17 protein-coding genes and 1 pseudogene are annotated in these 26,754 nt (G+C 58.8%); 3 read left to right on the top strand and 15 right to left on the bottom strand.

Annotation, left to right across the window (positions count from 1 at the left end):
* Positions 1–4: 4 nt before the first annotated feature.
* Positions 5–2,722, bottom strand: coding sequence for a molybdopterin-dependent oxidoreductase (locus ACIPY9_RS10735; protein WP_400700300.1), 2,718 nt, complete (start codon positions 2,720–2,722; stop codon positions 5–7).
* 26 nt (positions 2,723–2,748) lie between these two features.
* Positions 2,749–3,948, bottom strand: a pseudogene (locus ACIPY9_RS10730) (NAD(P)/FAD-dependent oxidoreductase); the annotation flags it as partial.
* A 391-nt stretch (positions 3,949–4,339) separates the two neighbouring features.
* Between ACIPY9_RS10730 and ACIPY9_RS10725 the strand changes: the two are divergent.
* Positions 4,340–5,368: a quinone-dependent dihydroorotate dehydrogenase gene (locus tag ACIPY9_RS10725; protein WP_400700378.1), complete on the top strand. Its 1,029-nt coding sequence runs from the start codon at positions 4,340–4,342 to the stop codon at positions 5,366–5,368.
* A 122-nt stretch (positions 5,369–5,490) separates the two neighbouring features.
* Here the strand turns inward: ACIPY9_RS10725 and rmf are convergent, their stop codons facing one another.
* Positions 5,491–5,706 carry a ribosome modulation factor gene (rmf, locus tag ACIPY9_RS10720; protein WP_002553055.1) on the bottom strand — a complete coding sequence of 72 codons (216 nt, stop codon included), beginning with the start codon at positions 5,704–5,706 and terminating at the stop codon, positions 5,491–5,493.
* A 547-nt stretch (positions 5,707–6,253) separates the two neighbouring features.
* On the opposite strand from rmf, the gene rlmKL reads away from it, so the two are divergent.
* A complete protein-coding gene (rlmKL, locus tag ACIPY9_RS10715) occupies positions 6,254–8,506 on the top strand; it encodes a bifunctional 23S rRNA (guanine(2069)-N(7))-methyltransferase RlmK/23S rRNA (guanine(2445)-N(2))-methyltransferase RlmL (protein ID WP_400700295.1) in 2,253 nt (750 codons plus the stop codon).
* A 75-nt stretch (positions 8,507–8,581) separates the two neighbouring features.
* Positions 8,582–10,987 (top strand): diguanylate cyclase, encoded by a 2,406-nt coding sequence (locus ACIPY9_RS10710; RefSeq protein ID WP_400700293.1) that lies wholly within the window; start codon positions 8,582–8,584, stop codon positions 10,985–10,987.
* Positions 10,988–11,016: 29 nt separating this feature from the next.
* On the opposite strand, the gene dacB is transcribed toward ACIPY9_RS10710, so the two are convergent.
* The 12 genes from dacB to ACIPY9_RS10650 form a co-directional block, all read right to left on the bottom strand.
* Complete coding sequence (gene dacB, locus ACIPY9_RS10705; protein ID WP_400700291.1) at positions 11,017–12,486, bottom strand: D-alanyl-D-alanine carboxypeptidase/D-alanyl-D-alanine-endopeptidase; 1,470 nt, start codon at positions 12,484–12,486, stop codon at positions 11,017–11,019.
* A gap of 288 nt (positions 12,487–12,774) precedes the next feature.
* On the bottom strand, positions 12,775–13,119 hold the full coding sequence (locus ACIPY9_RS10700; protein ID WP_400700289.1) for a YggL family protein: 345 nt from the start codon (positions 13,117–13,119) through the stop codon (positions 12,775–12,777).
* A 93-nt stretch (positions 13,120–13,212) separates the two neighbouring features.
* On the bottom strand, positions 13,213–14,277 hold the full coding sequence (locus ACIPY9_RS10695; RefSeq protein ID WP_400700287.1) for a type II asparaginase: 1,065 nt from the start codon (positions 14,275–14,277) through the stop codon (positions 13,213–13,215).
* A 233-nt stretch (positions 14,278–14,510) separates the two neighbouring features.
* Positions 14,511–15,923, bottom strand: coding sequence for an aspartate ammonia-lyase (locus ACIPY9_RS10690; protein WP_400700285.1), 1,413 nt, complete (start codon positions 15,921–15,923; stop codon positions 14,511–14,513).
* Positions 15,910–16,899 carry a LysR family transcriptional regulator gene (locus tag ACIPY9_RS10685; RefSeq protein WP_400700283.1) on the bottom strand — a complete coding sequence of 330 codons (990 nt, stop codon included), beginning with the start codon at positions 16,897–16,899 and terminating at the stop codon, positions 15,910–15,912. The genes ACIPY9_RS10690 and ACIPY9_RS10685 overlap by 14 nt, the downstream gene beginning before the upstream one ends.
* 44 nt (positions 16,900–16,943) lie before the next feature.
* Entirely contained in the window at positions 16,944–18,323 is a 1,380-nt protein-coding gene (locus ACIPY9_RS10680) for an MFS transporter (RefSeq protein WP_400700281.1), read from the bottom strand.
* Between the two features lie 324 nt (positions 18,324–18,647).
* Positions 18,648–19,673, bottom strand: coding sequence for a GlxA family transcriptional regulator (locus ACIPY9_RS10675; protein WP_400700279.1), 1,026 nt, complete (start codon positions 19,671–19,673; stop codon positions 18,648–18,650).
* A 98-nt stretch (positions 19,674–19,771) separates the two neighbouring features.
* Positions 19,772–21,118, bottom strand: coding sequence for an NAD(P)/FAD-dependent oxidoreductase (locus ACIPY9_RS10670; RefSeq protein ID WP_400700277.1), 1,347 nt, complete (start codon positions 21,116–21,118; stop codon positions 19,772–19,774).
* Positions 21,115–22,632: an aldehyde dehydrogenase gene (locus ACIPY9_RS10665; RefSeq protein WP_400700275.1), complete on the bottom strand. Its 1,518-nt coding sequence runs from the start codon at positions 22,630–22,632 to the stop codon at positions 21,115–21,117. Before ACIPY9_RS10665 ends, ACIPY9_RS10670 begins: the two co-directional genes overlap by 4 nt.
* Positions 22,625–23,536, bottom strand: a complete 912-nt coding sequence (locus tag ACIPY9_RS10660; protein ID WP_400700273.1) for a dihydrodipicolinate synthase family protein — start codon at positions 23,534–23,536, stop codon at positions 22,625–22,627. Before ACIPY9_RS10660 ends, ACIPY9_RS10665 begins: the two co-directional genes overlap by 8 nt.
* Positions 23,537–23,896: 360 nt before the next feature.
* The gene (locus ACIPY9_RS10655; RefSeq protein ID WP_400700271.1) at positions 23,897–25,132 is read right to left on the bottom strand and encodes an SRPBCC family protein; all 1,236 of its coding nucleotides are present in this window, start codon (positions 25,130–25,132) and stop codon (positions 23,897–23,899) included.
* Between the two features lie 326 nt (positions 25,133–25,458).
* Positions 25,459–26,412: a LysR family transcriptional regulator gene (locus ACIPY9_RS10650; protein WP_400700269.1), complete on the bottom strand. Its 954-nt coding sequence runs from the start codon at positions 26,410–26,412 to the stop codon at positions 25,459–25,461.
* Between the last annotated feature and the right edge of the window lie 342 nt (positions 26,413–26,754).

Raw genomic sequence — 26,754 nt, 5'->3', positions numbered from 1 at the left:
GGTCTCACTCGGTGACCATTACCGTGCTGATCAGCCTTTTTATTTCCGGCACGCAGGAGCCGCATTGCGTGCCGCAGCCCAGTTGAGCTTTCAGCTGAATCAGGTCCAGGCCTCGGTCGATACCTTCCATGATTGCGTTCTGGCTGACGTTCTTGCAGTTGCACAGGATCCTGTCGCGTCGAGAGCTGTCTTTGCCCGGCTCCGTGCTGATGGGAGCCAGCATCCAGCGCCTGAGCTGTTCATCGACCCGGCCTTGCAACCATAGGTTCTGCAGCCAGTGCTGCGCCAGGGTTTCGCCGGCCAGGCGCAGGGCGGTGATACGGCCGTCATCGAGGCGGATCCGTTTGCCGATAGAGCGTCTGGCATCTTCATAGCTCATCACCGGGCCTTCATCGAGTCCCAGTAAACGATCGATGTCCCGCAGGAGTGCCTGTTCGGGGGCATGGGCGTGGGCGGCCCGTATCACGAGGGCAGGGCGCTCGCGGCCGATCAGCCCGAGGCTGGCATACTCGAATGCCTCACACAGCGGGCGCAGTGCTGTCAGGCGTGTTTGCACGTCACCTTCGACCAGGGCGAAGAACTGCCAGGGCAAGTGCGCTTTTTCAATGCTTATGCCGGAGTGTTTGAGTTCCGGTTGTCTGGACAGCGGATCGAATGCCGGTTGGGTCAATACATTGATTCCGCCCTTGAGAAACCGGTCTCCCCAATGCATGGGCAGGAACGCTTGGCCTGGCTGAACCCGATCATCGCGGCTTACGGGCAGGACCAGACTGCCACGCCGGCTTTTCAAATGGACCAGATCACCTGTCAGCAGGTTGTACCTCTTCATGTCTTCAGGGTGCAGGTCCAGCATGGCTTCGCCGACATGCCCGAACAGGCGTGCCGCTGTGCCGGTGCGGCTCATGCCATGCCACTGATCGCGCAGACGCCCCGTATTGAGGGTCAGGGGGTATTTCTCATCACGCAATTCCTTGGGGGCCACATAAGGATCACTGATGAATTGCCCACGGCCTGATGTCGTTGCAAATACACCATCGGCATACAGCCTTGCGGTGCCTGTGCTGGCTCCCGAAGGAAAGGGCCATTGTTGCGGGCCGTTACGGTCGATGAGTGCCCGGTCGATTCCTGACATGTCCAGGTCGCGTCCTTGAGTTAGCCCCTTGTACTCGTCGAACAATTGCCGTGGCGTGCTGAAGTCGAAGAGGGAGGGCGCATCGGGGCGTAGCCTGCGTTCCAGGCGTTGGGCGAAATCGATCGTGATCGCCCAGTCCGGACGTGCCTGGCCCGGAGCGGGAATGGCCTTGCGTACGTTGGACAGGCGCCTCTCGGAGTTGGTGACGGTGCCTTCTTTTTCGCCCCAGCTGGCGGCGGGCAACAACAGGTCGGCAAAGGTCGCCGTTTCGGTGGTCCGAAAGGCTTCCTGAAGGACCACGAACGGGCAGGTATTCAAGGCCTGTCTGATTTTCTGCTGGTCGGGCAGCGATTGTGCTGGATTGGTACAGGCGATCCAGAGTGCCTTGATCTTGCCTGCCTGCACTTGCTCGAAAAGCTCGATGGCGGACAGGCCCGGAGTCGCTGGCAATGTGTCGATACCCCAATACGCGGCGACTTCTGCGCGATGCTGTGGGTTGGCAGCTTCGCGGTGGCCTGGCAACAGATTGGACAGGCTGCCGGTTTCGCGACCGCCCATGGCGTTGGGCTGGCCGGTAAGGGAGAAGGGACCTGCGCCGGGGCGGCCGATTTGCCCTGTGGCCAGATGCAGGTTTATCAGCGCGCTGTTCTTGGCGCTGCCCGCCGTGGACTGGTTCAGCCCCATGCACCACAGCGACAGAAAACCCGGTGCCTGACCGATCCATTGTGCGCAGGTCTGCAATTGTTCGATCGTGATGCCGCAGGTGTGTGCAACGCTCGCCGGGGAGTAATCCTGAATCAGGTCTTCCAGAGCGGCATAGCCCTGGGTGTGTGCCTCGATGAAGGGCCGGTCGATCAGGCCTTCGCGTATCAGTACATGCAGAAGGCCGTGAAACAACGCCACGTCGCTTCCCGGCTGGATTGCCAGATGCAGATCCGCCAGCTCACAGGTGTCTGTGCGTCGAGGGTCGATCACGATGATTTTCATCTCGGGGCGACGGCTTTTGGCTTCTTCCAGGCGACGAAACAGGACGGGGTGGGCGTAGGCCATATTGCTGCCGACGATCATCACGCAATCGCTCAGTTCAATGTCTTCATAACTGCATGGCGGGGCATCGGCGCCCAGGCTGCGCTTGTAACCGACCACGGCCGATGACATGCACAGTCGGGAATTGCTGTCGATGTTATTGGTGCCTACCAGGGCACGGGCCAGCTTGTTGAAGGCGTAGTAGTCCTCCGTCAGTAGCTGGCCGGAGATGTAGAACGCCACGCTGTCGGGGCCGTGTTTCTCGATGGCGTCGGCGAACTGGCTGGCAGCGTGTTCCAGTGCCGTGTCCCAATCGGTGACGTTGCGTGCCAGTCCCTTGCCCAGGCGCAGTTCCGGGTAGAGTGCCCGGGCCGCCAGATCACCGGTGAGCTGAAGGCTTGAGCCTTTGCTGCACAATCTGCCGAAGTTGGCCGGATGGTCCGGGTCGCCGCTGACGCCGAGAATGTTCTGCCCGTCGTGCTCGATCAATACGCCGCAGCCCACGCCGCAGTAACAGCAGGTGGAGGCGGTGATTTGCGTAGCCAGTGGTTCGATCGCTGTCATGCGCATGCGGCCTCGTCGCGGACCTGTTCGCCGAACATCAGATGATTGCGAATGGCACCGATTTCACGGTTTTCCCGGATCTGCTGTAAGTACCAGCTGCCGTCGGCGGTATCGCCATACAGGCAGGCGCCGATCAGCACGTCATTCTTGATGACCAGCTTTTTGTAGACGCCACTGATGGGGTCTGAAAGCGTGATGCTTTCGGTGCCTTCGCCGCCCAGAAAATCTCCCGCGGAAAACAGGTCGATACCGGTGACTTTCAACTTGGTTGAGGTGACCGAACCCGGATAACGGGCAAAGCCCAGTTGTGCGAGGTGATTGGCACAGACCCTGGCCTGCTCGAACAGCGGTGCCACCAGGCCATAGGCGATGCCCCGATGGCTGGCGCATTCACCGATGGCATAGATGCGGGGGTCATAGGTCTGCAAGGTGTCGTTGACCAGAATACCGCGATCGCACGGCAGGCCCGACTGCATGGCCAGCTCGATATTGGGGCGGATGCCGGCGGCCATGACCACCAGGTCGGCAGCAATCACGTCACCATTCCTGAATTGCACGGCTTGAACCTGGCCTTGCTCGTCACCCAGAAGGGCTTCGGTCTGTTCGTTGAGGCGGAACTTCAGGCCGCGTTGTTCCAGGGCGGCCTGCAGCATCTGGCCGCTGGTTCTGTCCAGTTGTCGCTCCAGCAGCGATTGGCCGTTATGGATCACGGTCACGTCCATGCCGCGTAACCTGAGGCCGTTGGCTGCTTCCAGTCCCAGCAGCCCGCCACCGATGACGACCGCGCGCCTGTGGGTGGTGGCTGTATCGATCATCAACCGGGTATCGGCAATGTCGCGATAGCCGATCACGCCCTGGAGTGTGTTGCCGGGGATCGGCAGGATGAAAGGGCGCGAGCCGGTGGCAATCAGCAGGCGATCATAGTGGGCCTGGGTGCCATCGTCTGCGGTGACGACACGCCTGGATCGGTCGATCTTCACGACCCGGCGGTTGAGCCTTAGCTGGATGCCGTGTTCCGTGTACCAGTCCAGGTCGTTGAGCACGATGTCGTCGAAGGTCTGCTCGCCCGCCAGTACCGGCGAAAGCAGAATCCGGTTGTAGTTGGGGTGTGGTTCCGCTCCGAAGACCGTGATCTCGTAAAGTGCTTCGTTCAGCTTCAGCAGTTCCTCAAGGGTTCGCACCCCGGCCATGCCGTTGCCAATCATCACCAGTTTGAGTTTCGCCATGTTGCCTCCGAGTGAACGACAGGGTCGTGCTCGATAAATGCTGCGCAAACAAAAAAGGCGTCCCGTCAGTTGCCTGACGAGGACGCCTTTGTCCGGTCCCGTTCTCTCGGGAAGTGCAGCCTTCGTCGTTGAGGGCTGTCACCTTGTGAAATTACCTGTGCAGCGTCATGCAGCGGCTGTGCCAAGTCGCGGACGGGGTCGTTTCGGGCTTTTGAAGCACAGGAAGGGGCGGTTTGTGCACTGCCTTGAAGCGGAGCGCACAGATCGAGGGCGAGCTGGCCGGGATGGCAGCACAATCCTGCGCTGGAAATGCAAGCTTGCCTCGCGTGCAGGCTGGCACATGTCTATAATCTGCGCCCTGAATTCAGCTTCCCACGAGCCTTGCCCGCCCATGTATAACCTGGCCCGCCAGTTACTCTTCAAACTTTCTCCGGAAACCTCCCACGACCTGTCTCTGGACTTGATCGGTGCCGGTGGTCGACTGGGCCTCAATGGCCTGCTGAGCAAGGCACCGGCGCAGTTGCCGGTGACGGTCATGGGGCTGGAGTTTCCCAACCCGGTGGGGCTGGCGGCAGGGCTGGACAAGAACGGTGCAGCCATCGACGGTTTTGCGCAACTGGGTTTCGGCTTCGTCGAGATCGGGACCGTAACTCCGCGTCCGCAGCCGGGCAATCCCAAACCGCGTATCTTCCGCCTGCCCCATGCCGAGGCCATCATCAATCGCATGGGCTTCAACAACCTGGGCGTGGACAACCTTGTTTCCCGGGTTGAGGCTGCGAAATACAAGGGCGTGCTCGGCATCAACATTGGCAAGAACTTCGACACACCCGTCGAGAGAGCGGTCGATGACTACCTGATTTGTCTGAACAAGGTCTACACCCACGCCAGCTATATCACCGTCAATGTCAGCTCACCGAATACGCCGGGCCTGCGCAGCCTGCAATTCGGCGATTCGCTCAAGCAGTTGCTCGAAGCGCTGAGCCTGCGTCAGCAGGAACTGACACAGGTGCATGGCAAGCGTGTACCGCTGGCGATCAAGATTGCCCCGGACATGACCGACGAAGAAACCGTTCTGGTGGCTTCTGCCCTGATCGAGTCGGGCATGGATGCCGTCATCGCCACCAACACCACGCTCAGCCGTGAAGGCGTTGAAGGCCTGCCGCATGCCGATGAGGCCGGTGGGTTGTCCGGCGCGCCGGTTCGGGAAAAGAGCACGCATACAGTGAAGATACTGGCTGGCGAGCTGGCCGGGCGCATGCCGATCATTGCTGCCGGTGGTATCACCGAAGGTCGGCACGCGGCGGAAAAGATCGCTGCTGGCGCGAGTCTGGTGCAGATCTACTCCGGCTTCATCTACAAGGGGCCTGCGCTCATTCGTGAGTCGGTGGATGCGATTGCGGCGATGCCCCGCGCGGATTGACGACGAAAAAAAGGGGCTTCGGAAAGAAGCCCCTGGGCCGTAGCCCGCCGCCCGGATAGGGCGCGCATGGTATAGGTGTAAATGGTCAGTAGAAAATTTTGATGGACTGGTCGGAGATTACCTTATCCGACCGCGTGAAGTTCGTTGAGTCTGTGGATTCCCGCAGTGCCGGTCATACCGTCCCAGTTGTCGCCGCGTCCTTCTCGCCAGCCATTGATCCATGCCTGACGTACTGACGGTAGAGTAAAAGGGCAAAGCTCACGGGATTTACCATGAACGCCGTATTGATATCCGCGTAAAAATGCTCTTTCCAACGGATCACGCTTAAGTCTTCTCATAGGGTATTGCCCTCGTCTGTTGACTGTTATATCCCTGAAGACCTCATGTCGAGGTCGGGCAGAATGTTCTGCCGTTGGTGCCCGCTGCCGGCGTCGCGGGCCTTGGTGTCATTACCGTTGCAGTGATGACCTGAGGTGATTTCTAACCAAAGTGCATGATGGTGTGAATGATCGTTTTGTCATAAGCACGTCACATTTAGGTCTGTAGAGCGATAAGGGCGTGCGTGTTACAAATTTGATTCATCTCACAACCCTACTGACCCGCGGGTTTCAGGCTGGCGTGAGACAGTCTCGCCAATGCGAGTGATGGCGTAATGCATAGGGGCTCTATTCGACGAAGGGTCATGATGTGACTTTTTATTACCTACGCCGTAGGGTCCAATATTCACTTTTTACAAAGATATAACTGCCGTCATGACATGACAGGTTATACGGTGGATCGGCACAAATCATGTGCCACGCAGGCGTTCTCCATGAAAGGCGCCTGTTTTAAATCTGGTCGGGCAATGCGTTGCCCGCCGCTGACGGCTCAGGCCCTGGAATACTCATGTCGGATCGCTACGAACTTTTCCTCACTTGCCCCAAAGGCCTCGAAGGCCTGCTTGCTGAGGAAGCCACCGCGCTTGGTCTGCAGGAAACACGCGAACATACATCCGCCATTCGTGGCATGGCCGACATGGAGACCGCCTACCGGCTTTGCCTGTGGTCGCGTCTGGCGAACCGGGTGCTGTTGGTGCTCAAGCGTTTTCCGATGAAAAACGCCGATGATCTTTACGAAGGTGTCCTGCACGTTGACTGGCAGGACCACCTCGAAGCCGATGGCACGGTGGCTGTGGAGTTCAGCGGCCATGGTTCGGGCATCGACAACACCCATTTCGGTGCGTTGAAGGTCAAGGATGCGATTGTCGACAAGCTGCGTACCCCTGACGGCCAGCGCCCGTCGGTGGACAAGATCAACCCTGACCTGCGTGTGCATCTGCGTCTGGATCGTGGCGAGGCGATTCTGTCCCTGGACCTTTCCGGCCACAGTCTGCACCAGCGCGGTTATCGACTGCAGCAGGGCGCGGCTCCGCTCAAGGAAAACCTGGCGGCAGCGGTTCTGATCCGTGCCGGCTGGCCCCGTATCGCCGCCGAAGGTGGCGCGCTGGCAGACCCGATGTGCGGTGTAGGCACCTTCCTGGTGGAAGCCGGGATGATTGCCGCTGACATCGCGCCCAACCTCAAGCGCGAGCGCTGGGGGTTCTCGGCCTGGCTGGGCCATGTCCCTGCGTTGTGGCGCAAGCTGCACGATGAGGCGCTGGCGCGTGCGGCGGCAGGGCTTGCGAAGCCGCCGTTGTGGATTCGTGGCTACGAAGCCGACCCGCGTCTGATCCAGCCGGGCCGCAACAATATCGAGCGTGCCGGTCTCAGTGACTGGATCAAGGTCTATCAGGGCGAGGTGGCGACTTTCGAGCCGCGTCCGGATCAGAACCAGAAAGGCCTGGTGATCTGCAACCCGCCTTATGGCGAGCGTCTGGGCGATGAAGCAAGCCTGCTGTATCTCTATCAGAACCTGGGCGAGCGTCTGCGTCAGTCCTGCCTGAACTGGGAGGCCGCGGTGTTCACTGGCGCGCCTGACCTGGGCAAGCGCATGGGCATCCGCAGCCACAAGCAATACTCGTTCTGGAACGGTGCCTTGCCCTGCAAGCTGTTGCTCATCAAGGTCTTGCCGGATCAGTTCGTCACGGGCGAGCGTCGTACCCCCGAGCAGCGTCAGATCGAGCGCGAGGCGCAGGTTGAAGCGCCCGTCGAAAGGAAGCTCAACAAGAATGGCAACCCGATCAAACCGGCTCCGGTGGTGGTCGAACAGGCTCGTTTGAGTGAAGGCGGGCAGATGTTCGCCAATCGTCTGCAAAAGAACCTCAAACAGATGAGCAAATGGGTGCGTCGCGAAGGGATCGACTGCTATCGCGTGTATGACGCCGATATGCCCGAATACTCCCTGGCCATCGACCTGTATCACGACTGGGTTCACGTCCAGGAATATGCTGCGCCAAAATCCGTTGACCCGGAAAAGGCCTCGGCCCGCCTGTTCGATGCGTTGGCTGCTATCCCTCAGGCGCTGAATGTCGACAAGAGCCGGGTGGTGATCAAGCGCCGTGAGCGTCAGAGCGGTACGAAGCAGTATGAGCGTCAGAGTGCCCAGGGCCAGTTCCAGGAGGTCAACGAGGGCGGAGTCAAGCTGCTGGTGAACCTGACCGATTATCTGGATACCGGTCTGTTCCTCGATCACCGCCCGATGCGCATGCGCATTCAGCGTGAAGCAGCAGGCAAACGTTTCCTCAACCTGTTTTCCTATACCGCAACGGCCAGCGTGCATGCGGCCAGGGGCGGTGCGCGCAGCACCACCAGTGTCGACCTCTCCAAGACCTATCTGGACTGGGCACGGCGCAACCTGTCGCTCAATGGTTTCTCCGACAAGAACCGGCTTGAGCAGGGTGATGTCATGGCCTGGTTGCAGAGCTGCCGTGAAGAGTACGACCTGATCTTCATCGATCCGCCGACCTTCTCGAACTCCAAGCGCATGGAAGGCATTTTCGATGTGCAGCGCGATCAGGTCGAACTGATCGATCTGGCCATGGCGCGTCTGGCACCAGGGGGTGTGCTGTATTTCTCGAACAACTTCCGCAAGTTCGTCCTGGACGAGAATCTGGGGCAACGCTATGCCATCGAGGAAATCACCGCCCAGACCATTGATCAGGATTTTGCCCGTAACAGCAAGATCCACCGTGCCTGGAAGATCATGACGCGTGTGAGCTGATTCTCTTATTCGGGCTAGGCAAACTACTAGCGAATAGCTATAAGAGAACCACGGCCAGCGTCACGGGTTCTAGGTATGGCGTCCAAGCAGTTCCGGCCCAGGATTCTGGGTTTTATCAGTGAACAGGCCTCTGCATGGTTGGTTGCGGTGCTGGCGTTTGCCGCCGGTGCCGCACTGACGATCATGTTGGCGCTGGCCAATTTCGAGTTGTACCAGCGCCAGTTGCGCCAACGCTTCGATCTGCTGGCGGGCGAACGCTTCAGTCGCATTCAGGAGCGGCTGGACGGCCAGACCAACAGGCTTGAGGCGTTGCGTCGCTTCTTTCTCTATTCCGATGAGGTGCTTCGCTCCGAGTTCGACGGTTTCGTCGAACCCATGCTGGTGGGCACCCAGGCCTATACATGGACTCCGCGGGTCACACAGGCCGAGCGCGAAGCGTTCGAAGAGCGTGCGCGCAAGCACGGGCCGAGTGGCTTTTCCATACGCGAGCTGGATCAGAACGGCCAGTTCAGGCCGGCTGCCGCGCGCGATGAATATTTCCCCGTGCTATTCATTCAGACCATCAGCAGGAAACCCCCGCCATTCGGCTTTGATGTGTACTCCGAACAGATCCGGCACGAGTCCATCGAGCGGGCGCGCATGCTGGGCGGGATCGTCGCCACCCCGCGTGTCGAGCTGGTGAGTCTGAACCGGTCCGATACCCGAGGCATTCTGTTGATGGCTCCGGTTTCTTTGCCAAAGCCTGTGGCTGGCGGGCCGCCTTCCGAGCTGAAGGGCTTTGTCATGGCGATCATCAGCCTTGACCAGATGATGAATGAGGGATTGCCGAGCCAGGACAACCTGGCCATGAGCATGCTCGACCTGAGTTCGCAGGGGGATCCCGATCTGTTGTATCAGTCTCCCAGTGTGGCGGCGGACAGTGAACTGCATGTCAGCACCTTGCTGAGCATGGGGGATCGTGATTATTTGCTGGAAGTACGGCCTACCGAAGCGTTTCTGCAGAGCAATCAATCCATGGCGGGTAGCGTGGCGCTGTTGGGCGGGCTTCTGAGCCTGATGCTCAGTGCCTTGCTGTACAGCCTGATCAGCCAGCGCCAGCGGGCCTTGCTGCTGGTGGACCAGCGTACCCGCGAGCTGCGTGTGCGAGAGCAGCAATTGCGGGTCACCCATGGGCAATTGCGTAATGTGCTCAACGCTGCAACGGAGGTGGCGATCATTGCCACTGACCTCAACGGGGTCATCAGTACCTTCAACGTCGGCGCACAGAAAATGCTGGGCTATTCGGATGAGGAGGTACTCGGGAAGCTCTGTCTCAAGGACATGCATCGACCCGCCGAGCTGGAGGCCCGCGCCCGGGAGTTGAGTGAAGGTTCTGGCCAGACGATCCCGGCGGCACAAGTTATGTTTGTCGACGCGACGGAAGAGGGCAACCATCTTTCCCGTGAGTGGACGTTCCAGCGCCAGGATGGCAGTACGCTGGTCGTCAACATGCTGGTCACGGCGGTGCGCGATGATCAGGACCAATGGATCGGTTACCTGGCCGTGTGCATTGATATCACGGAGCACAAGCGTGTCTACGAAGCCCTTGAAGCACGGGACCAATTGCTGAAAAAGCTCAGTTCACAGGTCCCTGGCGGTATCTATCAGTACCAGCAGGCTGCCGATGGCAGTTCGCGTTTCACCTATGCCAGTGTGGGCATGTGCGAACTGTTCGAGCTGAGCGAGGAGGCTTTGCTGCAGGATGCCGAGGTGTTGCTCAGGCGTACCCATCCGGCCGATATCGTGCGGCTCCGGGACTCGATCCGTATCAGCGCCGAGCAGTCCACGCCCTGGAGCGAGGAATACCGTGTCGAGCTGCCCGGCAAGGGGCTGCGCTGGGTGAGGGGGGCTGCCACCCTGGAACGTCTGCCCGATGGCGGCTCGCTCTGGCACGGATTCATTTCGGATATCTCCGATCTCAAGCGTGTCGAGCAGGAACTGCGGGCACTGTCCGTGACCGATGTGCTGACAGGGGCCTATAACCGCCGCTATCTACAGGAGCGGCTGCATGCCGAGCTGGCACGCATCGACCGGCATGGCGGGGACCTGTCGGTCATCATGCTGGACATCGATCACTTCAAGCGCATCAACGACAAGTACGGGCATGCGGTGGGGGATTCCGTACTCCAGGCCATTTCCCGACGAATCAGCCAGCGTTTGCGTTGCGACGACGTGTTCTGTCGCATGGGCGGGGAGGAGTTCATGGTGCTGTGCCCCGGCACCCAGGCGGCTCAGGCCTATCAACTGGCGCTGGGATTGCGTGAAGCCTTGCGCAACCAGCCCGTCGATGTCGTGGGTCAGGTCACGGCCAGTTTCGGGATTGCCAGCTGGCAGAAAGGAGAGGGGATCGATGCGCTGCTGGTGCGCGCCGACTCCGGTGTCTATGCCGCCAAGCAGGCGGGCAGGGACAGGGTAGAGCCGGAGCTTGCGATCGTTGAGTAAAGGCCCGTCCTCAAGACGGGCCTTTATGTTCAGGGCTGAAGGATCGAGACCGTGTTGTTGGTCAACTTGGGCTGGCGATAGAGATCGACCAGCACTTCGTCCAGAATCGACGAGGCACCGAACGGGCGTGGGTCGTTGAGGATGGCCACGACGGCCCAGGTATTGCCATTGCTGTCGCGGCTGAAACCGGCAATGGCCCTGACAGTGTTCAGCGTACCGGTCTTGATATGAGCCTGACCCAGCAGTGGCGTGCGTTTCAAGCGTTTGCGCATGGTGCCGTCCATGCCGACAAGGGGCATGGAACTCATGAATTCGGCAGCATACGGACCGCGCCATGCGGCTTGCAGGATGATTGCCATTTCACGGGCGCTGACCCGTTCGGCCCGTGACAGCCCCGAACCGTTTTCCATGACCAGATGCGGTGCAGTGATGCCTTTTTTCGCCAGCCATTGGCGGATCACCCGTTGCGCGGCTCTGGCATCGTCGCCATCGGCGTCATTGCGAAACTCTTGTCCAAGGCTGAGGAACAGCTGCTGCGCCATGGTGTTGTTGCTGTACTTGTTGATATCCCGGATGACTTCCACCAGATCCGGCGAGAAAGCCTTGGCCAGCAACTTGGCGCTGCCAGGGACGACATCGACCCGATCCCTGCCCTGAATAGTGCCGCCCAGCTCTTGCCAGATGGCCCGTACGGCACCGGCGGCATAGGCCGGATGGTCGAGCAGTGAAAGGTAGGTCTGGGAGTTGCAACCATTGCCCAACTGGCCGCTGACGGTCACGTTGACGCTGCCATCGGCTTGCGGAACCGGGTTGTAGCGTACATCGCCCGTGCATTGTTTGGAGGGCAGCGCCTTGACCTGATTGTCGATACGGATAGTGGCGATAGGAGGCTCGACGGAAACCCGGATCTTGCCGTCATCGTTGCGGGTGACGAAACGCAGGGCTTTCAGGTTGACCATCAGCGAGTCGGGCTTGACCAGGAAAGGCTTGTTGTCGTCATTGCCGTCATCGTTGAACTCCGGGAGCTGAGGCTGCACGAAGTGGCTGCGGTCCAGGACCAGATCGCCCGTCACCTGCTGCACGCCATTGGCCCGCAGGTCGCGCATCAGCAGCCAGAGTTTTTCCATGTTGAGCTTGGGGTCGCCGCCGCCCTTGAGGTACAGGTTGCCTTGCAGGACGCCATTGCTCAGGGTGCCGTCGGTGAAGAACTCGGTTTTCCACTGGTGAGTCGGGCCCAGGATTTCCAGTGCGGCATAGGTGGTGATCAGTTTCATGGTCGATGCCGGGTTCACGGAAACGTCGGCATTGAAGACGGTCGGCGTGCCTGGACCGTTGAGCGGCAGCATGACTACCGATAACGCGTTGTCGTTGAGCTTGCTGGCCTTGAGGGCCTGTTGAACCTTGGGCGGAAGGGTGGTGTTGATGGCGGCGGCATGAACAGGAAGTGCCAGCGGCAGGAGAAATGAAGCAAGCAACAAGGGACGCAAGGATTTGATCATCAAATGACACCCTACAGCAAAGAAGGGGAACACAAAGAGGGCATGGATGAATTCCCTCGGTAAAAAATATAGAGCGCATAAAGATCAAAGGCGAATAACACAGAGCCCGCGCTGTCATAAGGCGGCATTATGCCCGAAGCCGGACTTGCATGGGGTGTGGCAGAAGGTTGTAACAGGATTTTTTTGCGGGAGGGAAAGGCTGCAGACAGGTTGGCAGAGAGGGATGGGCACTGACATTGCACGCAAAAAAATGCCCCGACGAATCGGGGCACTTTCGGAACATCGATATCAGGCAGCCGGGTTGATCGGCTTTTCCGGATACCAGGCGTCCAGCAGCGGGCTGACTTCAACCTTGGTCACTTCGCTGCGAGCCTTGAGCCACGCCTCTACAGCAGCGCGTTGCTCTTCGCTGACGGAGCCACGCTCTGCCAGGCAGACCAGACCGTAGTCATCGCCACCGACGTAATCCAGACCGTTGGCGTCCATGGCTTCAGCCAGGAAAGCATCGAGGAAGGCATCAACTGCCTCGTCATCCAGGCCCTCTTTGAACTCCAGATTCAACTCGAAGCCCAATTCCTGGAATTCGTCTACACAGAGCTTTTTGCGCAGACGACGGGAGCGGTTAGTGGCCATGAAGCAATCCTCTTAGGTAATTTCGGGGCGCAGTCTACCAGTTAAGCGGTGGTTCTGCCTGCCTCACGGCGTGACATGTCGCCCCGTCCCGACTCAATAGGTGTGAAGCATTTCCTGGATTCTGGCCGGGTCGCTGCTGACAGTCAGGGCCAGCATCAGCAGGATTCGCGCTTTCTGCGGGTTCAGGCTGTCGCCGAGCAATCCGAAGTAGGCTGCATCTTCAGGGATGAAGCCGCCGCCGGTGCGGGTGGAGCGTACAACGACCACACCCTTGTCGATTGCGTTCTTGATGGCGGGACGGATGAAGCGCGATTCGCTGCCCGCACCCACGCCGGCGACGACAATGCCCTTGGCCTTGTTCTCGACGGCGGCATCGAACATGTAGCCGTTGTCGTTCTGATAGCCGTAGATGATGTCGACCTTCGGCAGTGCGTTCAGCTTTGAAACGTCGAATGGCGTATCGGTGGTGTGCTTTTTGGCCAGGCGCATTTCAAAGAGAGGCTGCTGGTTGACCAGCGTGCCGAGATAACCGCTGCCCACGGACTTGAAGGTGTCCAGAGCATTGGCGTCGCTCTTGGTCGTGTAGCGAGCCGATCCGATCCGGTCATTCAGGACGATCATCACGCCCCGGCCACGGGCTTCGGGGGAGGCGGCAACGGTGACAGCCTGGAGAATGTTGCTGGGTCCGTCGGCACCAATGGCTGTCGCAGGGCGCATGGAGCCGGTCACGACAACGGGTTTGTCGCTTTTGACCACCAGGTTGAGGAAATAAGCGGTTTCCTCGAGGGTATCGGTCCCGTGGGTGACCACGACGCCCGACACTTCCTTGTCGCTCAACAGTTCATTGACGCGTTTGGCCAGTTTCAACAGGATCTCATTGTCCATGTCGTCGCTGCCTACGTTGGCGACTTGCTCGCCCGTCACCTGGGCGACCTTGCCCAGCGATGGAACGGACTTGAGCAGGGCCTCTGCGCTGAGAACACCGGGCTTGTAGCCGGTGGTCTGGGTCGAGCTTTCAGCCGTTCCTGCAATCGTGCCGCCTGTGGCCAGGACTGCAACATGGGGCAGTTCAGGTTGAGCCTGTGTCTGTGCCACGGTACCCGACATGGACAACAAGGACAGCATTCCTGCAAACAACGGGCTTCTCAATACTTTCATCTTTTCCCTCAGTCATCAAAAACATGAGTGCCATTCCGCTGGCACTCGAAGCGGCGTGTTGATATCAGAATTAATTCGGTTACATCAAGTCATACACTGCCTGTGAAATATCCAGTAATCGAAAAAAGCGTTTTAACGCCGGCTCGATAGCACTGAATGAAAGGCGATGACGTGTCTCGGGTCAGGTAACTCACGGAAAGCGGTAGCCGACGGGCTACCGCCTGATACCGGCGTCAGTGATCGAAGACCGGGTAGGACGCTTTATCGATGGCCGCCATCGCGTCGGCACGGGACAGGACGCCGGACTCTTCCAGAATGGCCAGCAAGGAGCGGCCTTCCGCTACGGACTGGCGAGCGAGCTTGCTGACCTGCGCATACCCCAGCGTGGGCACCAGCGCCGTGGCGACCGCCATGGATTCGGTCAGGTGTTGCGCGTTGCGTGCGGCATCGGCCGTAATGCCTGCCACGCACTTCTCGCGGAAACGCTGAATGCCATTGGTCAGCAGCGTGATGCTGTCGAAGACTCGCGAGGCCACGACAGGCTCGAAATGGTTGATCTCCAGTTCGCCATATTGCACGGCCTGTGCCACGGCCACATCGTTGCCGATCACGGCAAAGCTCAATTGAATCATTGCCATGGGCAGTACAGGGTTGACCTTGCCTGGCATGATCGAAGACCCGGCCTGGGCCTCGGGCAGTTTCAATTCGCCAATGCCGCCCACCGGTCCCGATGACAGGACGGTCAGGTCGGCCGCAACTTTCGCCAGGGAGGCCGAGCAGGTGCGCAGTTCACTGGAGACCCGTGAAAAGACGTCCATGTTCTGCATGGCGTCGAAGGAGTTCGAGGGGGCCAGGTATTCGACACCGGTGATGGCTCCCAGATGCTGGAAGGCAGAGGCTCTGTAGGACGCCGGAGCACCGAAGCCTGTACCGATGGCTGTACCGCCCAGGGGAAGTGTGCGCAGTTTGTCTCGTACATGACGCAGTTCTGCCGCCAGACGATGGGTCAACGCGGCATAGCCGGAAAACAGCTGGCCCAGACGCATGGGCTGGGCATCCTGCAGGCAGGTTCGCCCCAGATGAAGCACGTCGGCAAATTGCTCGGCTTGCTGATCGAACTGCCCGGCCAGTTTTTCGACCTCGGTGATCAGTGGTCCCATCATTGCGTAGGTGGCGATCTTCATCGCAGCCGGATACACGTCGTTGGTGGACTGCGAAATGTTCACGTGGTCGTTGGGATGGACCACTTCATACGTGCCTGCCGGGTGGCCCAATACCTGTTGCGCACGGTTGGCAATGACCTCGTTGAAGTTCATGTTGGTGGAGGTGCCACCGGAACCCTCCATAAGGTCGACAATCAGTGAGTCGTCGCATTTCCCGTCAATGACATCCTTGCACGCCTGGATGATTGCACTGGATGTTTCACTGTTCAGGATGCCACTGTCGAGGTTGGCAAGGGCCGCCGCCCATTTGCACTGAGCAAAGGCATCGCGAAACGCTGGGTAGTGGGCAACGCTCAGGGGCGAAACGCCGAGGTTCTCGAAGCCCCTCACCGAGTTGACGCCGTAGAGCTTGTCGCCCGGGATCTGCACATTGCCCACATAGTCACGTTCTTGTCGGGCATCGTTGTGTTCAAAAGTATTCATGGGGATTTCCTTCATCAAAAGAGACTAACGTCTCAACGCCATTGCCCATGGCCTGTAGCCTTGGCAGAAAGGAGTTGAGAACGACTTCGCGCGCTGTTTCACAGGCGTCGGTGAAAAAAGCGCCGTATTCGTTTCGACGGGCGACCAGGTACAGCGACCTCTCAAGCCCGAGTTCAGGTGTCAGGTGTACATTCACTTTGTCCCACCAGGCCGAGGCCTGGAGAAAACACATCGGACTGGTCACGGCCCAGCCGATCCCTTCTGCAACCATGGACGTCAGGGCGTCCGCGTTATCCAGTTCCAGGCGATTGGGAACCCGGATCTTCAGGCTGCGAAGATGCCGCTCGATCTGCTGCCCCACCTGAGAACCACGGTTGAAGCGCACCACCGGCAGCGCGTTGGCCATTGCTCGAATGTCATCGATGCTGGCGATGTTCCGGTGCACCTCGGCAGGTGTGATGACAAAGTATTTTTCCGAAAACAGCCGGTAACGGATCACGTCGTTGGCATCCATGAGCGGGTCGCTGGTCACGATGAGGTCCAGATCGCGCCGCAACAGGGATTCCCCCTGTTGCGGGCTCAGACCGGTCCGGATCGACAGTTGCGATACCTTGCCCAGCAGCCTTTTGGTAAAGGCCGAGCCACAGGTGGCGGCGAACGAATCCACCAGGCCGATTTTCAGGTCCGGCTTCACACCGCGACCGGCATCGACGACCTGGGCCTTGAGGTGCAGAATCTCCTCATTCAGCACCGAGCCCCGATTGCGCAACGCAACGCCGAACGGTGTAAGCGTCAAGGGGCGAGTGGAGCGATCGACAAGGATCACACCCAGTTCCTCCTCCAGTTGCCTGACCATTTGCGAAACGCCGGACTGTGAGATGCCCATCCGCGTTGCCGCACCGGACATGCTGCCTTCCTCTGCGACGGCAATGAAAACTTGAACGGCGTACATGTCGATGAGTGTGTTGGATGGCATTCTGGTCCGGGCTCGCTAGCAGGTCGGGAAGGCTCGATTGTCGATCATTTCTTCCCTTCCTGGGCGACTGTCGAGGCTGTGAACGCCGCCGTAAAACCAGTATCTGCACTGACGGTCTCCGGGGTGACGCTGGACAAGTCGTCCTTGCTGGTTTCCGGAGCGAACAGATGGCAGAACACCCCGCCAAAAACCAGCACCGCGATGCAGACGCCCAGGGCGGCCTGTACACCGAAGTGCTGCATGGCAATGGGCAGCAGGAAGGTGGCAAAGGCTGAGCCGAAGCGACTCGACGCCACGGCAAGACCGATCCCGGAGGCACGAAGGTGTGTCGGAAACAGTTCAGGGGGGTAGACGAACTCCAGGTTGACGGCGGCAGCCAGCACGCAGGCAAAGAATCCGAAGGCCAGGATGGTGCCCATCGGGCCGAAACCGCCATACGCCAGCACACCCAGCCCCAAGGCGCTCAAGTAGAAGGTGCCCACCAGAAAGGCGCGGCGCGAAACCCGGTCGATGCACATCAGACCGAGGAGGGCGCCCAGCATCAACAGGACGTTGTACACGAGGCCGCCGACGAACTTGTCTCCCACGTTCAGGGCTTCCAGTACCCGCGGGGAAAAAGTACCCAGGGCGAAGAACGGAATGACCTGGCAGGTATAGAAGACGCCGCCTACCAACGTGTTCCTGCGCCAGCGCTTGCTGAACAGATCAGCCCAGTTGCCCCCTTTTTTCTGCTGCACGGCAACCGGTTCCGGCAGGCTCACGTTCGGCCCGAACTTGCTGCGAACGATCGCTACCGCTTCTTCCGTACGCCCTTTGGCCATCAGCCAGATGGGGGATTCAGGTACACCCAGACGCAGCGGCAGGATGAGCAGGGCTGGAATACCGCTGAGGGCCAGCATGATGCGCCAGGCGTCAGGCCCGATATCCCGGACAGCGAAGCCCACCAGATACGCCGCCACATAACCACCGGCCCATGCCACGGCAAGAATACTCAGCAACCGGCCACGGTAGCGGCGAGGTGCAAACTCGGTCACCAGCGATTTGCTGACGACGTAGTCGAAGCCGAGCACAAGGCCTAGCAGCAGTCGCAGCACCAGCAACTGTTCCGGTGAGCTGACGAAGAACTGGGAGGCTGAAATGATCGCAAACAGCAGCATGTCCCAGGCGAAAATGGTCCGGCGTCCGTATTTGTCTGCGAGAGGGCCTGCAATCAGGCTGCCCAGAAAAAGGCCCGCCAATGATGCGGCGCCCAGCAACCCCATCCACAGGGCATTGAGCTGCAAGGGGCCGGCCGCCATGCTGACGGCGATGCCGATGATTCCAAGCACGAAACCATCACTGAATTGGCCTCCCGTACCACTCAATACGGTCCGTATATGAAAACGGCCCAGTGGGAGGTCCTCGAACGATACTGGCTTGCTCATTCGTGTATCCACCTGCTTTTTATAGTTGTTGGAACCGACCCTGGGGTCGGGCACGAATGGAGTCTATGGCGGCAGAATCACAAAAACAGCAACCGGCTTCACAGCATCAGTTTTCTTGATACTGTGCTGCGGTATGGCTGATTCTGCGGGCTTTTCGGGCCGTAATGACGGAATGGAGGCGTGGTTTTTCACTTCTGTAGGAGCGAATTCATTCGCGAAGCATTGTTCCAGACGCTGGATCGGCATGGAATGTACTGGCCTCTCGCGAATAAATTCGCTCCTACCGCTCAGCCCACCCTGGCTGGTCCGGAAACCATGGACTCATCACTTGATCAGGCGTTTTTCCCGGGAGGGGCGATACCCGAAGAACGAGCTGTAGCATTTGCTGAAATGGCTCGGCGAGACGAACCCACAGGCCACCAGCACTTCCAGCTGTGACAGTTCGGTGTGCTGAAGCAGGCGGCGGGCCTCGGTGATGCGCAGTTCCAGATAGTAGCGTTGCGGCGTCGTGCCCAGTTGCTCCTTGAAAAGACGCTCCACCTGGCGGCGGGACCTTCCTGAGTAGACGGCCAGTTGCTCCAGCTCCAGGGGCTCTTCCAGGTTGGCCTCCATCAGCTTTACCACTTCCCGCAGCGGTGCACTCACCGACAGGTGTCGTGTCGGCTTGACGCGTCTGTAACGGGACTCTTCAAAGGCCAGGATGTCTTCGATGCCCTCTACCAGTGCCTTGTCATGCAGGCCCTTGATCCACTCCAGCACCATGTTGAAGGCCCCGTTGGGGCTGGACGCCGTGAGGCGATTGCGGTCCAGCACATAGGCTTCGCTCGTGACGTGGCTCAGTTTGGCAATCTCCGCCAATGCCGGGCGGTGCTCGGGGTGAATGGCGCAGCGATACCCTTCGAGCAGGCCCGCCGCGCCCAGGAACCAGGCACCGTTCCAGAGTCCGGCCAGGGTGACACCCCGTTCGGCGGCAGCTTTCAAGGTCTCGATAAGTTCACTGCAGGCCTTCAGTTCCGTGCGATAGCCGCCGCATACGATCAACAGATCGGTGTTCTGGGTGATCGAGGCACTGAGGCTTTCATCGGGGCGTATCACCAGGCCCAGGTCGCTGACGACTTCTTCACCACTCAGCCCGACGGTGCGAGAGGAAAACAGTCCGGGACGAAGCAGGTTGGCCGTGACAATGATGTCCAGCGCTTGCGTGAAGGCCGGGAGCGAGAAATGCTCCAGCAGCAGGAAGGCGACACGTGTCTGTTGTTTTTCTTCGTTACCGATCTCGCCTGTGTAGCGCAGGTTCTTGCCCCGCATTGCGCTGCTGAATTGACGTCTTTCAGTCACAGTCTGTCTCATCCACTCTATTAACCGGATCCGTTCATCATCTTGCTCCAGATCGATGCAGCGGCCATGCATTCCTCATGGCCGCTTGATCATGACAGGCCTGGAAGGGCCTAACCTTCTCGTCCTGCGCGCAATGCCTGCCAGCTTATAACCGAGTTTACGCCCAGGCGCGTCAGAATCTTCGGCGGGAGCTTGCTGGGGCCGGGTGACTGACTGAAGCGTTCCAGAAAGGGCGAGGCCGTTCCCGTGGCAAGCTCGGCAGCCATGACCCCGGCCAGCGTGCTTTTTACCGTCCCCAGACCGTTTTCACAGCAGGCCGAGTAGAGGTTTTCCTCTATTTCACCGAATGCCGGGGCATTGTTGCGACTCAGGCAAAGCCGTCCGGCCCAGCTGAACTCCATGGGAAGGCCTTTCAGTTCGGGAAACCGTGCATCGAGCGATAACCGTTGCTCTTCAGCCACCGCGGTGACCCGTCGCGGGGTGACCTGAATGCTGGGGTCATACGTGAACCGGGTCCGGATGACAAGGCGCGACAGACCATTCGACGTTATCTTGCGAAGCGTCGCACCCATCGGATCGGCCGGCAGCAAGGCCCAGTGAGGCTTTCCCGTCACTTCCCGGCTGAACTCGTCGTGGCTGTAGGCAGCGGTCATCGAGGCATAGGTGAAGACGTGCAGCAACCGGCCCTGAAAATGCCCGAAATCCTCGATATGCCCGTTGACTGCCAGAATCACCTTGGGCGCGCTGACCCGACCGCGATGGGAGCGGGCCAGCCAGGTGTTGCCCTGGCGCGACAGCTCCACCACGGGCGAGCGCTCGTACAGGGTGATCCTGTCGCCCAGACCTCTGGCGAGATCCCGGATGTACTGGGCTGGCTGAATCATCACGGCACCGGGGGTATGAAGCCCTCCGTGGTAGTACGTCGAGCCGGTTATTTCGCGCATCTGGCTCGCGTCCAGCAACTGATAGGGTTCACCAATGCCATTGAGCGACTGAGCATAGTTGCGGTTCAGCTTCATTCCGCGCTCGGTCGCAGCGGCATTGATCTTTCCCGATGGGTCAAAGGTTTCGGCAGACATGCCGTACTCCTGTGCAGCCTCCCTGGCAAAGCCAATGGCGAAACGGTTTTGCGCGATCTCCAGCGCTGTCGCCGACTCGCCGGCCACCGAGTATTCCCCTGTAGAAAGGCTGTGGGGCACATCGATCATGAAGCCCGAGTTCCGGCCCGCCGGCCCCTTGGCAATCTCATGGGCATCGACCACGACGATCCGGTCATCCGGCCGTAGCTGAGACAGCCTGCGGGCTGCGGAAAGACCCGCAAAGCCCGCACCGATGATCAGCCAGTCCGCCGACACGTTTCCATCAAGCCTGTGCACCGCAGTCGTGCGTCCAGAAATCGCTTCCCAGCCTGATACTCCAGTGTCTACTGGCAGGCGCCTGATGGTATGGGTGCTCATTTTACTGTCTCGTCAACCGACCGATCGGAAACATCGATCCAGATGGTTTTGATTTCGGTGTACTGGTCGTGAGCGAACACCGACTTGTCGCGACCGCCGAACCCCGACTCCTTGTAGCCACCGAAAGGCGTCGAGGCATCGCCTTCGCCAAAGCAGTTGACGGTGACAATCCCGGCCCGGATTTCGCGGCCCAGCCTGATGGCGTTGCGCAAATTGCCGGTGTAGACGGAGGCAGCCAGGCCATAGGCCGTATCGTTGGCCAGGGCAATGGCTTCGGAAAGCGACGTGAAGCCGGTGACCGAAAGGATCGGCCCGAAGATTTCTTCCTGGAACAACCGGCTGTCACGGTCGACGCCGTCAATCACGGTGGGCTGTACGAAGGCACCGTCCTGAGTATCGCCGCCATACACGACATCGAGGCTTGTCGAGGTCGCATGGTCGAGATACGACTTCACCTTCTCGAAATGATCCGGGCTAACCAGAGCGCCTACACGGTTCTGCGGGTCCAGCGGGTCGCCCATTTTCCATTCACGGATATAGGCTCCCATGCGCTGGAGCAGTTCGTCCTTCACGGACTCATGGACCAGAAGCCGTGACGTCGCCGAGCAGTTTTCCCCCATGTTCCAGAACGCGCCGTTGACCACATGTTCGGCCACCAGGTCCAGGTCTTCGGCATCCGGCATCACGACTGCCGGGTTCTTGCCGCCACATTCCAGCACCACCCGTTTCAGGTTGGAGTCGGCGGCATAGTGCAGGAAGCGGCGGCCGGTTGCCGTGGAGCCGGTGAAGCTCACCATGTCGACATCCTTGTGCAGGCCGATCGGTTCGCCGACGTCCTTGCCTGTGCCGGTCACAATGTTGAGCACGCCAGCGGGCACGCCCGCCTCGAAGGCCAGTTCGGCGACACGCAGGGTCGTCAGGCTGGTTTGTTCGGCAGGTTTGACGATGATCGAGCAACCGGCCGCCAGCGCCGGGCCGATCTTCCAGGCCAGCATCAGCAGCGGGAAGTTCCAGGGCAGGACACAACCCACGACACCGATAGGCTCGCGTACCACCAGAGTCAGTGCGTCGTTGCCCACTGGCGCTGTGTGGTCGTAGAGCTTGTCGATCAACTCGGCGTGCCAGCGCAGGGTGTGAACGGTGTCCGGCACATCGACCAGCTGGCATTCACGCACCGGCTTGCCGCTGTCCAGGCTTTCCAGCACCGCCAGCTCGTGACGGTTGCGCTCCAGCAGTTTTGCGAACTTCAGCAGAACGGCCTTGCGCTCGCCGGGGGAGAGCAGGCGCCAGCGCCCGTCTTCAAACGCTTCCTTTGCCTTGCTGACGGCATAGTCGACATCTTCGGATGAGCAGGCTGCCACCTCCGTCAGCGCTTTGCCGGTTGCGGGATTGGTGGTGGTGAAGGTATTGCCGCTGATGGCAGGTTTGAAAGCGCCGTTGATGAAGGCATTGGTCGGCAATGAAATCGATTGGGCAATGGCAGCGTATTCAGCCGCTGTAAGAAGATCACGCATGGCTGGCTCCCGATGTGATGTGTGCGACGGTGCGTTTGACGTTGGTGATAATGGTTTGCAGGCTGCGTTTGTCATCCTCGTTCAGAGGGCGAAGAGGCGCGCGTACGTCACCGACCTTCAGGCCGTTCAATTCGCAGCCGAACTTGATGCATTGCACGAACTTTCCACCGTCGAGGGCGTTCATCAGCGGCATCATGGCCGACATGATTTTCCGGCCCTTGTCGAAGTCCTTTTCCAGCACGCAGGCTTCATACAGCGCCACATGTTCCCTGGGCAGGAAGTTGGAGCCGGCACAGACCCAGCTTCTGGCCCCCCAGGCAAAGAATTCCAGGGCCTGATCGTCCCAGCCGCAGGAGAGGCCGATATGCGGGAATTCGCGGGCGAGTAAGTGCACGCGGCCCATGTCGCCGGAGCTTTCCTTGATGGCGACGACATTTTTCGATTTGCCGACGCGAGCGAGGTACTCCTCGTTCATCTGGACGCACATGCGGCCTGGGTAGTTGTAAAGCATGATTGGCAGGTTGGCTGCACGATCGATGGTCAGGGCGTGGATTGCGTTTTCCTGATCGGTCGGCAGTGCATAGGGCGGGCTGGTGACCAGAATGGCATCGGCCTTGAGCGCCTTGGCGTCTTCAGCGAACAACACGGCATCTTCTGTGCGGATGGCACCGGTGCCGATGATCAGTTGTACACGTGAACCGATCACGTCTTTGGCATAGGCGGCCAGCTTGAGGCGTTCTTCCGTTGTCTGGGCGTAGTATTCACCTGTTGAACCACCAATGATGATTCCGTGAACCTGAGCTTCGATCAGCGACTCCAGAACTTCTCCGAAAACGCTCCACTCTATTTCACCTGAGGATGTATGCGGTGTTACCGCGGGCGTGTAGATACCTTCGAATCTCAAGACAATGTCTCCGAATATAAGTGATCTGAAGATCAACGGGCGCATGAACCTGACGGCTCTATAACGCCATTAAGTGTGATGTTTATATAAGACGGTCTGTTAATGACCGTGTGGGTAAACCTGAATAAGCCAAGTCGAAGAAAACAACATGTGATGCGGGTGTTTAGGCTTTGTACGAAAAGTGGCTGTGCTCGGTGATGCTGCGTTAAAAACAGGCTCGGAATGCTCATTTACAACACGTAAACTCCGCTTCCTCGCCTGTTTTTACCTTGCCTGACCTTCGCTCGCCGACTTTTCGTACAGAGCCTAGAGACCCTTGATAGAACCTCTACTTTAATTACTAACGAGCCGGAAACTTGATCAGATAACCGACTTCAATTCAATGTGTTCGCCCAGCCTGTTCTGTACTGTTTCGCAATACCAGTCATCGAACTGGCAGACACCATTTTCAGCCTGGGAAGAAAAGGGGCCGGGCACATAAGCGGGCGAATTGACACCGACTTGTGCGCCTTCTACCAATGTACGGTCCTGGTCATTCGTGGCCAGCCACACTTTGGTCAGTCGTTCCAGGTCGTAATCGACGCCTTCCTGAGCGGTCTTCTTGACAATCCACTTTGTCGTGACAAGGGTTTCATTCGGACCGAGCGGCAGCACTCTGAAACTCAATGCGTGGTCACCCAGAAAGTGATTCCAGGTGGAGGGGTAATTGAAATACAGCAAGGCGCCAATATCGGGTTCGCCGCTGTTATCGAGCCGCTGGGTAACGGCGGGCTTGCCGTCCATGGTGTAGCTCACGGCTCCGGCCGAAAGGGGGATACGGGTGATGCGGAAACGACCGTTCTCATCCATGACCAGCCGGCTCGGCAAGCCTGCCGCTTCGCAGCGATCCCAATGGGCTGTCAGCTCCGGATCATCAGCGCCGCCGACACCCGCCACCGAGAGGTTTTCCACGAAGGAGTTCATCAGTTCGGGATGCGTACCGTCGCAGTGGTAGCATTCGCGGTTGTTTTCAAAGACCAGCTTCCAGTTGCCTTTTTCGATCAGGTTCGACTCGAACGCAACCTTGCAGTCGTCCAGCAGGTGCGGGTCAAGGAAGGGGGTGACGGCATTTCTGAAGGCGGAAAAATCTGGCGCGACATCGGCAACGCACACATAGATATAGGTGTTGACGATTTCGCAGTGCACCGGCTTCAAGTGATATTGGGACTTGTCGAAATCCTCGCCCATGTTACCGGCAAACAATAAGCGACCATCCAGTTCGAATGTCCACTTGTGATAAGGGCACACCAGTTTGGCGACCTTGCCTTTGGGCTCTGCACAGACTTTTGCCCCGCGATGCCGGCAGGCATTGTGAAACGCCTGAATCTGGCCGTTGGCGCTGCGTACCACGGCCACCGGGTATTCGCCGATCTGAAGCGACAGGTACTGGCCTGTCTTTTCCAGCTCGAACGTATGCCCGGCAAAGATCCAGTCGCGATGCCATAACAGGTCCAGGTCTTTCTTGTAGACATCCGGATCACTGTACAGCGCGCCGGGTAAGGCATGACGGGGTTTACGTTGCGCGATGAGTTTCGAAATGACTGAATGAGTATTCACGTTTCACGCACTCCATTAGCGATTTGCCGGGTCGGTCAGACCGAAGCCATGGCAGCCATTAATAATCATTGTGTTTAGGCATGTGCATGAGAGCGCAACGTATACGGTTCGTCCCGGTATCGATTGCTTGCTTGATTTGTCGCCAGGCAAGTCTTTTTCGGGGCGATGGTGAGCTCTTCAAGGCTTTTATGAAGGTTACGTGTAGAAAAGGCGTGGCAACAAGAAACATTTATGTACGGCAATGCATAAACAAATGTTATTGATCAAGGCAGTCATTCTGCTCGTCAATGTGCGCTGAAGACCGCAAACGCCTTGGGCAGAGCCGTTCAGGCGAACTGCGAAAGCAGCCAGTCCCGCAACTTGCAGCAGGCAGGGTCGCTTTCCTTGTCTTCCTTGAAGGCAAGGTAATGCTGGGAGTCCTTGTGAACGAACTCATGCTCGATGGGGCGAACCAGCGCGCCGCGTTCGATCAGGTCGGCGACCAGATGATTCCAGCCCAGCGCCACTCCCTGATGGGCCAGGGTCATGTTGATGACGACGTTATAGTCGTTTGCACTGAATATATGAGGGCGGTCGCTCAGGCGCTTTTCGATGTCCATGTCATGAAAGGCCAGCCATACGCCCCAGTCGATATGCTCCGCTACCTGGGATCGTCCATAAGGGCTCAGGTTCAGAAGCGCGGCATCACGCAAGCCTTCCAGAGTGGCCAGTTCCGGGTGTTCATCCCGGAACCGGGGCGTGCAGACCGGGTAGATCAGGTCGTGGAAGAGGGGGTAGTTGCGGTAACCGTTCTTCAGGGTGGCGAATTTCGTGATGAAAATGTCGGGGACGACACCCGGTTCCATTGAAAGAAAGTTCTGGGTGCTGATCAGGTTCAGGTCAACGTCCTGATTCTGACTGAAGAACGCGGGAAGTTTGGACGACAGCCAGAGCGCCGAAAAGGCCGGGGAGCAGCACAGGGTCAGTTCGGATTTTCCTTCCTTGTAAGTCCGTACGCGTTTCGCTGCCTGGGAAATGTTGACGAACGACAGCTGGGCCGCATCGAAGAAGGTCGAACCGGCTTCGGTGAGCTCCACGGCCCGACCGACCCTTCTGAACAGTTCGACGCCCAGATAGGTTTCAAGCTCCCGGATCTGACGGCTGATCGCGGCCTGGGTGACACACAGCGCTTCGGCAGCCCGGGTGAAACTCTGGTATTTGGCCGCAGCAACAAAGGATTTGACGGCCTTGAGAGAAGGCATTTTCAGCAATGTGTTGTCAGGATCTATGTGCTTAACCATAACGTAGGGTATCGAATCTCTAGGAGTACGGCAGGCGGGTCTGGACGTTGAAGGCGGGCGCGTCAGGCATCCGGCGGCCCTAGAATAGCCGATGGTCAGGCCCGATGACAGCAACGGGCTGTGTCAGGCCGGACGAAGGGGGGCGGTTGTGTGGGAGACTGCGTCGTGATTATCGATAACGTAAGGTTATTGATTGACTGGACGAAATGTTGTTAGACGTCCCGGGATGAAGGTAATAACTTTGTAATCAAGGCTCTGGCCACAGAAAAAAACGAATTATAAATAATAATAAGAGGTTGTTTTTAATGTCCTATCTTTTCTTTTCTAGAACTTCCAACTGCC

The organism is Pseudomonas sp. NPDC089734 (genome assembly GCF_044748865.1).
GTDB lineage: Bacteria > Pseudomonadota > Gammaproteobacteria > Pseudomonadales > Pseudomonadaceae > Aquipseudomonas.
Note: the sequence above shows the minus strand (reverse complement) of the source record. Positions and strands in the feature narration are given on the sequence as shown.

Bases quoted from the DNA above. Each gene is read 5' to 3' on its own strand.
- ACIPY9_RS10695 (WP_400700287.1), bottom strand. From the start codon at position 14,277: ATGAAAGTATTGAGAAGCCCGTTGTTTGCAGGAATGCTGTCCTTGTTG.
- dacB (WP_400700291.1), bottom strand. From the start codon at position 12,486: ATGATCAAATCCTTGCGTCCCTTGTTGCTTGCTTCATTTCTCCTGCCG.
- ACIPY9_RS10725 (WP_400700378.1), top strand. From the start codon at position 4,340: ATGTATAACCTGGCCCGCCAGTTACTCTTCAAACTTTCTCCGGAAACC.
- ACIPY9_RS10670 (WP_400700277.1), bottom strand. From the start codon at position 21,118: ATGAGCACCCATACCATCAGGCGCCTGCCAGTAGACACTGGAGTATCA.
- ACIPY9_RS10700 (WP_400700289.1), bottom strand. From the start codon at position 13,119: ATGGCCACTAACCGCTCCCGTCGTCTGCGCAAAAAGCTCTGTGTAGAC.
- ACIPY9_RS10710 (WP_400700293.1), top strand. From the start codon at position 8,582: ATGGCGTCCAAGCAGTTCCGGCCCAGGATTCTGGGTTTTATCAGTGAA.
- ACIPY9_RS10665 (WP_400700275.1), bottom strand. From the start codon at position 22,632: ATGCGTGATCTTCTTACAGCGGCTGAATACGCTGCCATTGCCCAATCG.
- ACIPY9_RS10685 (WP_400700283.1), bottom strand. From the start codon at position 16,899: ATGCCATCCAACACACTCATCGACATGTACGCCGTTCAAGTTTTCATT.
- rmf (WP_002553055.1), bottom strand. From the start codon at position 5,706: ATGAGAAGACTTAAGCGTGATCCGTTGGAAAGAGCATTTTTACGCGGA.
- ACIPY9_RS10690 (WP_400700285.1), bottom strand. From the start codon at position 15,923: ATGAATACTTTTGAACACAACGATGCCCGACAAGAACGTGACTATGTG.
- ACIPY9_RS10675 (WP_400700279.1), bottom strand. From the start codon at position 19,673: ATGAGACAGACTGTGACTGAAAGACGTCAATTCAGCAGCGCAATGCGG.
- ACIPY9_RS10650 (WP_400700269.1), bottom strand. From the start codon at position 26,412: ATGGTTAAGCACATAGATCCTGACAACACATTGCTGAAAATGCCTTCT.
- rlmKL (WP_400700295.1), top strand. From the start codon at position 6,254: ATGTCGGATCGCTACGAACTTTTCCTCACTTGCCCCAAAGGCCTCGAA.
- ACIPY9_RS10735 (WP_400700300.1), bottom strand. From the start codon at position 2,722: ATGACAGCGATCGAACCACTGGCTACGCAAATCACCGCCTCCACCTGC.
- ACIPY9_RS10680 (WP_400700281.1), bottom strand. From the start codon at position 18,323: ATGAGCAAGCCAGTATCGTTCGAGGACCTCCCACTGGGCCGTTTTCAT.